At 44.3% G+C, this 6,844-nt stretch carries 10 protein-coding genes; 3 read left to right on the forward strand and 7 right to left on the reverse strand.

Annotated elements, in window-relative coordinates; genetic code table 11:
• Positions 1-30: 30 nt before the first annotated feature.
• Entirely contained in the window at positions 31-204 is a 174-nt protein-coding gene (locus tag QUA36_RS22750) for a hypothetical protein (protein WP_333459193.1), read from the reverse strand.
• Between QUA36_RS22750 and rpe the strand changes: the two genes are divergently transcribed.
• The gene (gene rpe / locus QUA36_RS22755) at positions 203-904 is read left to right on the forward strand and encodes a ribulose-phosphate 3-epimerase (RefSeq protein WP_333163172.1); all 702 of its coding nucleotides are present in this window, start codon (positions 203-205) and stop codon (positions 902-904) included. The genes QUA36_RS22750 and rpe overlap by 2 nt on opposite strands.
• Before the next feature lie 96 nt (positions 905-1,000).
• Here rpe and QUA36_RS22760 read toward each other — a convergent pair whose 3' ends face one another.
• From QUA36_RS22760 to QUA36_RS22785, 6 genes are all read right to left on the reverse strand, one after another.
• Positions 1,001-1,783, reverse strand: a complete 783-nt coding sequence (locus QUA36_RS22760; protein ID WP_333459194.1) for a DsbA family protein — start codon at positions 1,781-1,783, stop codon at positions 1,001-1,003.
• Between the two features lie 424 nt (positions 1,784-2,207).
• The gene (locus QUA36_RS22765) at positions 2,208-2,720 is read right to left on the reverse strand and encodes a hypothetical protein (RefSeq protein ID WP_333163176.1); all 513 of its coding nucleotides are present in this window, start codon (positions 2,718-2,720) and stop codon (positions 2,208-2,210) included.
• A 116-nt stretch (positions 2,721-2,836) separates the two neighbouring features.
• A complete protein-coding gene (locus QUA36_RS22770) occupies positions 2,837-3,280 on the reverse strand; it encodes a hypothetical protein (RefSeq protein WP_333085501.1) in 444 nt (147 codons plus the stop codon).
• 77 nt (positions 3,281-3,357) lie between these two features.
• Positions 3,358-3,540 carry a CsbD family protein gene (locus QUA36_RS22775; RefSeq protein ID WP_333163178.1) on the reverse strand — a complete coding sequence of 61 codons (183 nt, stop codon included), beginning with the start codon at positions 3,538-3,540 and terminating at the stop codon, positions 3,358-3,360.
• Between the two features lie 377 nt (positions 3,541-3,917).
• Positions 3,918-4,124, reverse strand: coding sequence for a hypothetical protein (locus tag QUA36_RS22780; protein ID WP_333163180.1), 207 nt, complete (start codon positions 4,122-4,124; stop codon positions 3,918-3,920).
• Positions 4,125-4,906: 782 nt separating this feature from the next.
• Positions 4,907-4,999: an HNH endonuclease gene (locus tag QUA36_RS22785; protein WP_333168740.1), complete on the reverse strand. Its 93-nt coding sequence runs from the start codon at positions 4,997-4,999 to the stop codon at positions 4,907-4,909.
• 879 nt (positions 5,000-5,878) lie between these two features.
• On the opposite strand from QUA36_RS22785, the gene QUA36_RS22795 reads away from it, so the two are divergent.
• Complete coding sequence (locus QUA36_RS22795; protein WP_333459195.1) at positions 5,879-6,304, forward strand: DUF6444 domain-containing protein; 426 nt, start codon at positions 5,879-5,881, stop codon at positions 6,302-6,304.
• A gap of 49 nt (positions 6,305-6,353) precedes the next feature.
• Positions 6,354-6,844, forward strand: a 491-nt coding sequence (locus QUA36_RS22800; protein ID WP_333459196.1) for an IS66 family transposase, incomplete at its 3' end; no start/stop codon positions are given.

Consider the following 6,844-nt stretch of genomic DNA (forward strand, 5'->3'; position numbering starts at 1 on the left):
TATTTGTTAGTTAGAGGGAAAATTTATATCCTAAACCAAAATTCCGAGAGCTGGGCTGGTGCGCGATCGCCAAACTTGTCTGTCAGAGACCAAATTTTTCTGCCCCCCAATCTCGCGACCGATCGTTGGCAACTTTTCGACCCGGAGACCCGTATTTTGATAAACTGGATACAGCACAGCAGTCAGGAGAACAGACTTAGCCATGACCCAATCCCAAAAACCGATCGTTATTGCTCCATCCATATTATCAGCCGATTTTAGCCGTCTTGGAGAAGAGATTCAGGCTGTCGATCGAGCTGGGGCTGACTGGATTCACGTAGATGTGATGGACGGTCGCTTTGTTCCTAATATTACTATCGGGCCGCTGATTGTTGAGGCAATTCGCCCCGTTACTACCAAGGTGATCGATGTCCACTTGATGATTGTGGAGCCGGAGAAGTACGTCGAGGACTTCGCTAAGGCCGGTGCTGACATTATTTCGGTTCACGCGGAACATAATGCTTCGCCTCACTTGCACCGCACCCTCGGCCAAATTCGGGAATTGGGCAAGCAGGCTGGTGTGGTTCTGAATCCTTCGACGCCCTTGGAGTTGATCGAGTACGTGCTGGAACTTTGCGATTTGGTGCTGATTATGAGCGTCAATCCGGGCTTTGGTGGTCAAAGTTTTATCCCGGCTGTTTTGCCGAAAATTCGCCAGTTGCGTAAAATGTGCGACGACAAGGGCCTCGATCCTTGGATTGAGGTAGATGGCGGTTTGAAGGGGAACAATACTTGGCAGGTTCTGGAAGCGGGCGCAAATGCGATCGTCGCTGGTTCTGCTGTGTTTAAGGCGAATGATTACGCAGCGGCGATCGAGGGTATCCGCCACAGCAAGCGCCCGACTCCTGAGTTGGCTGCCGTTTAATCAAAGATTTTTCGAGTTTTTCGGGTTTTTCTCGTTCCCAGCCCAAGTAGGCTGGGAACGCATTTTTAGACTCGGTTTCCAAGAGTCATGAATTACTTATTTCGAGACAGAGGCGAGAATGCTTTCCATCTCAGAAAGCTCGATCGCCCCGGAGAAAGTTGTGCCGTTCATAATAAAGAAGGGAGTTCCTTGAATGCCCAGTTGTTGAGCGAGTTGCACGTCTTTCTGAATGGCGGCTTCTGCAGCGGGGCTGTTGCGATCGGTGTTAAATTTATCTAATTTTAGATTGAGCTTTTGGGCGATCGATGTGTACAATGGCTCGCCTAACTCTTTCTGTCCTTCAAACAAAGCGCTGTAATATTCCCAGAATTTGCCCTGCTGTTGAGCAGCCCAAGCTGCTTTAGCTGCTGGCAGTGCTTGAGGGTGAATAGAAGTCAAGGGTAAATGCTTGTAAGCTAAAGTAACTTTGTCCTGGTGTTTTGCCATAAACTGCTTGACAGTATCGTGAGCGCGCGCGCAAAACGGACATTGAAAGTCAGAGAATTCTAAAAGTACAATCTGCTGCGAAGCTGAACCCGTGCTGGGAGAATCGCCGATCGCCGATTTGGGATTAGTTTCCATCTCCTGCAAAAATGACTGCTGCGCTGCTTTTAGAGACTGCTGCTGCTGTTGCTGGTACGCTTGTACCGACTCTAAAATCGCTTGCGGGTTTTCGCGGATAACCTGCAAGACTTGCTCTTTAAACTTGGGATCGACTGAATTGCCAGCCGCTGACTGTGCAGGGGAACAACCGATAAATACCAGGCAACCTACCAGGAGTGCAGCAAAGCACAAGGCTTGCTGGCTGCGGAGTTTTCGCCAAATAGTGGATACGTTCATCTTTTTTTATGATTCACGGCAACACTTAATCCTACATTTAATTTTGCGAAGTGTCAGGTATACCGCAGTTTACTGCTGTGCTGTTATTTTTATCTATGACCAATATTTATTTCCTGGCGATCGGTAATTCGTCGGTAATTGGCAAGGGTTGTGAATCACCAGAACACCGACTAACCTAATAATTAAGATTTAAATCATTGGAATTTATTATAATATAATTTCGCCTCCAACGACTCCAATAAAAAAGCTTTGTAGTGAGGACTTTATTCCTGAGCAGATTCTGAAGACTCAAGTCTTAACTACAAACGCGCTCACGGTTAATTTTACAGGACTAGATATAAAATATAAAAGGACGAGCGCCCGGGCGATCGTCCTTTTATTTGTGGCACGTATTATCAGCTTTGAAGCGTGTCTGAATTCAAGATTATTTACGGTTGTTGAGCCATTTAGCCGCAACTATTCCCAAGATACCCACAACAACTGGATTTCCCAAAAACTTCATCAAGCTCGGCTGTTCTGCTAGCACTTCTTGGAAAATATCCGGGTGATTGTGATAGGTAAACGAGGCCAGCTTGGTAACATCGTCAGCATTCATGCGACTCGCGTGGTGAGTAGAAAGTCCTAGCTGCTTTTCCAATTGGCGATCGTTCAATCCTCTCTTGCCCAAATGCTTGAAGAATTCCCGCGCTACATCGTCGCGTTCATTGGGCTTAATTTGGGCGATCGCCTTTTGCAATTCCGGTTCCAACTGAGCCGGCGGGAGCGAGTCGTGATTCAGGGAACGCCCGAATAATTGTTTGCGCTGAGCAGGCGAAGTTCTCTGAGCAAAATCGTCAAAGTTTTCGTAATCTTCACCAGTTGTCTCCGGCATCATTTCTCGATCGCCCTGGGCTAAATCGTTCATGATTTGACGCTTGTAATTATCGCTGCTACTCATGGTAACTCTCTTCCAATCTACACAACATTTCAGTCTTAAATTAAGATGGTTTCGCCTTCAAAAAACTGCGGAATATTAAACCGCCACGCGGCTATCATTTAAGTTTCCTAACTCGGTCAAGATTTGTATTCAATCTGATTTGATTGCTGGTCGTACTTAGCAGTCAAAATCAGTTTTTTGTCAGGAGCGTAAACCAAAACACTTACATCCTGATTTGGGAAATTGCGGTGAAAACCTTGTGCTAAAGATTTCGCCAAATCTTTCACTTCAGTCGGGCGGACTTGTGGGGTAATTACAACTCCCAACTTGTTATTGTCACGGACGTAAGCATCCTGAACCAGGCCCTTAGCCGTCTTTGTTACCCATTGACCAAAATCTTGACCTGCGGCGGTATTGCCACGTTCTAGCTGCGCGTAATAACCTTGACTGCCACCAATTGCTACAGGTACATCAGTCGGTTTTTGGGCTGAAACGCTGGGCGCGCACGCAGTAGTAACTGCCAGCATTAAAACCAAAAGTACGCCCGCAATTATTTTGCGACTCTGCTGCAATAAACTCACCTTTTTTCCTCCGTTCAGAAAAGATTTGGCATAATTGAAAGGGTCAGGTTGCTCGACCCTCTCAATTAGTATTAGGCTTAGTCTAGTTTCTTTTTGAGCTCATCTTTTACATCTTCGATGGCGTGACCAGCTTCAGCTTTTGCCTGCTTGGCTTTGCCTTCTGCTTTATCCTTCGGGTCGCCAGTAACATTACCTAGGGCTTCTTGAGCTTTGCCTGCGATGTTGTCGCCAGTTGCCTTTGCTCTATCTTGAGTGCTCATGGGTTTCTCCCTATCTGTATCTAATTTGACGTTTTTTACTTTATAAACTCATCATAGGTAACTAGGAGCTGCGTTGCACTCTACCTCTAGGAAGAAAGAATGAAGAAAAAATGAATAGGGAACATGGAAGATGGAAAAATAATTTTTTAATTTTAGACAAACTGCCACTTTCATACTGACCGGCTTTTTTTACCGTTTCTGCTGGCTGCAATCAAGTATTTTTGTAAAAAACTGCTGGAGGGTCGCCCGTGGATCCAAGACTATTTTTTTAAACCCAAAAGAATTTATAATCTTTAAATTTTATTTAATTGTGCCTTAAAAAGGCGGGTGTGGGCAAGACCAGATCTTACCCACACCCAAAAAACAACCTATTAGTTTTAATCTACCTTGTGATGACACTCTTTATCTATTTTTTGCTGAAGTTCTTCTTTCAACTGTTCGACAGCGTGCATAGTTTGAGCATCTTCTTTTTTTTGCTGACCGAGGGCTTTTTCTGTTTCCTCGCCGAGCAAGATTTCCCGGGATTTTGGTAGCGTGACTTGATTTTCGCTACCAGCGTGGGTCGCTTTTTCCTCAGTATTCATTAGTTTTTACCCTATTGTTTGCAAAATTTATTTTTAACAAGGGTACTTAAAAGTTAACCTTATATCTATCATAAGGGACATCACCAAAACTTCCCTCTGTCTGAAGGGAGATAGGGGCTGGTGAATAGTTTTGAGTTTGGAGTTTTATAGTTAAGATAAATTACGGAAACTTCCATGATCCCGAAAGGAGAGAGGGGAAGGGGAATAGTGCGTGAGATTGCTTGGTGAGTGGCAAGGCGCGGGCAGTGAATGAGTTGGGGAAAGGGGAGGAGGGAGGAGAATTTTTTTGCGGCGCGATCGGCATAAGTACCTTTTCTCGGTTCTTTGATGAGGCTGTTTCGACATCCTTGACATACTCCCACACCGTCGCGGACGGAGATTCTAATTCATGGTTCATCGAAGTCCACTTGCTATCTCAGGGTGCATCGTCAATAGTAGAGGGGGTCTTCTCCCCACACTTTCCTTCTTTCGAGGCGGATACCTCTGGCCCAGAGGTATCGTTTTGCCGCTCCATCCCTAGCATCTTCATTCCCTTTTTCAGGATAATTAAAGTCAGTGAAGTAGTCGCCTCCTCCACTGCCAAAACTGAACGTGATAGTTTCCCATCATTCCGCTCCTCAATAAAACGGCTGTTGTCATCAGTAAGTCGTTACCAACATATCGTTTTCCCACGCCCAAAGCCTTGGTTCCACTGTTGGCTTAGGTTTAGCACTTTTGCAGCTAGATTTGTTACCGAGATTGCCATCATTAGCAGTTTTTGTGTCGTGGCAATGTCGATGGAGTCATTGCCAATTATCATACGATTCCCTTCCACTTTGCGATTTGGGGATGACGTGATCAACCTCTATCTTTGAAGTAGTTATCGCAGTGATCACATTTCCATTTTTGTCCCTTGAGTAGTTTAGACACTTTTACGGGTATTTCGAGGCGTACTCCCATTCTTGAACTGGAGCATCTCAATGAAAGCAGCCAAGCTAGAAATTGGAGTGGGGAGTCAGGAGCCAGGAGGAAAGAGGAATAAGGAAAGAGCCAGAATAAGTGTTTTTACAAATATGAGATGCTCCCAACCCACGCGACTTATTTATTACTTGTGCAACTTTTCTGTAGTGTCTTTTGTGACTTTCATTGCTGGGGGTGATAATAGTGTGAAGTTCCAGGATTTTGCCATTAACTTTGCCTGATGTGTTTTGCCCAACAGGGAATTGTCTGATGTTTAATCCTCAGAAATCGAACCCGGGTTTTTCATTTAGGGTAAGCCCATTTTAACGAGAGTCCAAAGTATGCTAAAGTTAAAATCGTTCGGCATTTGGGAGTAATTGTTGTAACTGTTCATAGGGTAGACCAAGTAATCGCTGTGTTTCTTGATGATTCTCTTCAATATAATTCAGTATCTCGCTCATGTTTATGTTTAAAAAAATGTCTGTTATGTTATTTTCCCACATAAGGGGAATATTTGGGAGATATCTAAAAAATAGTGCCTAAAAAGAATTGAGACATAAATGCCTAATCTTCATTTAGAATTTTCCCGAAAACAACCCGACTATAACTTAATTAAATTAGTATGGCACTCGATAAATATATATTATTGTAAATCGATTTTTTATATTAATTTCAGAGCTAGAATATTTATGGCATCACCTCTTAAATCAAGGAAAATTAATAATTAAATGGGGTCGCCCAATCAAAAACAAGGGGTAAGGATTCAGGTAAAAAATAGTGAGAGCGATCGCCGAGAAATATGATAATGTAGTCAGATGAGCGAAAAATCAGAGTTATTAGCACTAAAAATGGAAATAGTTGACCAGTTGAGCCGTGAGGAACTGGTCAAAATTGTGCTGACCCAACAAAAGCTGATTGAAAAATTACAACAAGAACTCGAAAAACTTAAAGACAAACAGCCCACCAATAGCAAAACATCATCGAAACCCCCATCAAGCGATCTCATACAGAAATCAGAGACAGTCGCTCTCGATCGCTCAAAAGAATCAGAAACAGAACCCAAGCCTAAACCAGGAGGACAGCCTGGACATATCGGCAAAACCCGAAAAGGGTTTGGGCGAGTAGATAGATATGAAATCAGCACTCCTGACTCTTGCGAGCATTGTGGCAGCAGAGAATTAAGTGATGCGATTGGTTATAGCAAGCAGCAAGTAGCGTGTAAAGCCAGCCTTACCAATTGAAGTGGTGGAATATCAACGAGTCAAATGTCAATGCCTAGAATGTGGAGCAATGGCGCTCGGACCCGTCTCACCGGGTATCGTGCCAGGACAAGATTTGAGTATCGACCTACAAGCATTATTGGTATGGCTAGGTAATTATGGGCACATATCTTACTCCAAGCAACAAGAGTTCCTGCGGGAACTAGGTGGCATCGAAATAGGGATAGGAACATTACAAGCAACCAACGCGCGGGTAGCTGATGCTGTAAAGCCCGCCGTTGAAGACTTATGGAAATGGGCACCGTTACAAGCCAACGTCCATGTCGATGAAACCCCGTGGTGTGTTAAGGGCATCAAAGAATGGTTGTGGACAGCCACGGGTCAAAATTTTTGCCTGTTCCATGCGGCAGACACTCGCAGCAGAGCTGAATTAGAGACAATGCTGGGTTCGGAATTTGCTGGGGTGTTGAGCTCTGACGATTTCAGTGTCTACAACGGTGTTGAGGTGGGAGCGCAGCAGAAATGTTTAGCCCATCTACGGCGACATTTTAAGAAAGTTCT

The sequence above is a fragment of the Microcoleus sp. Pol10D4 genome (genome assembly GCF_036701555.1).
In the GTDB taxonomy this organism is placed as follows: Bacteria; Cyanobacteriota; Cyanobacteriia; order Cyanobacteriales; family Microcoleaceae; genus Microcoleus.

Bases quoted from the DNA above. Each gene is read 5' to 3' on its own strand.
- QUA36_RS22775 (WP_333163178.1), bottom strand. From the start codon at position 3,540: ATGAGCACTCAAGATAGAGCAAAGGCAACTGGCGACAACATCGCAGGC.
- QUA36_RS22765 (WP_333163176.1), bottom strand. From the start codon at position 2,720: ATGAGTAGCAGCGATAATTACAAGCGTCAAATCATGAACGATTTAGCC.
- QUA36_RS22750 (WP_333459193.1), bottom strand. From the start codon at position 204: ATGGCTAAGTCTGTTCTCCTGACTGCTGTGCTGTATCCAGTTTATCAA.
- QUA36_RS22760 (WP_333459194.1), bottom strand. From the start codon at position 1,783: ATGAACGTATCCACTATTTGGCGAAAACTCCGCAGCCAGCAAGCCTTG.
- rpe (WP_333163172.1), top strand. From the start codon at position 203: ATGACCCAATCCCAAAAACCGATCGTTATTGCTCCATCCATATTATCA.
- QUA36_RS22795 (WP_333459195.1), top strand. From the start codon at position 5,879: ATGAGCGAAAAATCAGAGTTATTAGCACTAAAAATGGAAATAGTTGAC.
- QUA36_RS22780 (WP_333163180.1), bottom strand. From the start codon at position 4,124: ATGAATACTGAGGAAAAAGCGACCCACGCTGGTAGCGAAAATCAAGTC.